The 397-nt window shown below is 55.4% G+C and carries 1 protein-coding gene; it reads right to left on the bottom strand.

What is annotated here, in order from left to right; translation table 11 throughout:
• A partial coding sequence (locus J0A66_RS21905; RefSeq protein WP_206575960.1) for a TolB-like translocation protein occupies positions 1–397 on the bottom strand: 397 nt, incomplete at both ends.

Genomic DNA, 397 nt, shown 5'->3' with positions numbered 1-397 from the left:
AGCCTTCCGAACCAAAGCCTTCCTGCATGTCCCGCTCAAGCTTATCGGTCAGCAGGGTTTCACGCCCAGAGGTTAGGTCCATTACAAACAAGCCGGTGTTTTCTCTTACCCGGCGCACAAAAGCCAGGTGTTTGCCATCCGGTGATGGCGTAGGTACTACCGCACCGCCAACCCCGCTCACCAGGGTAATCTCCTCCCCGGTTTGTCGGTCATAACGGCGAATAGCGAAAATGCTTTTCAGCGGGTCGCGGTTATATTCAAACAGGCCACCTGCGCTCATATCCTTGGTGTAGTAGATATAACGGCCATCCGGGGAAAAGACCGGGTCAGCCTGGTTTTGCTGCTCGGTTTTGCCATTGTCCCGCTCTTTAATGGGCAGGCCGCTGCCACCGCTATG

The organism is Bowmanella dokdonensis (assembly GCF_017254865.1).
In the GTDB taxonomy this organism is placed as follows: domain Bacteria; phylum Pseudomonadota; class Gammaproteobacteria; order Enterobacterales; family Alteromonadaceae; genus Bowmanella; species Bowmanella dokdonensis.
The sequence above is the reverse complement of the archived record's forward strand: the minus strand, read 5'-3'. Positions and strand labels throughout refer to the sequence as shown.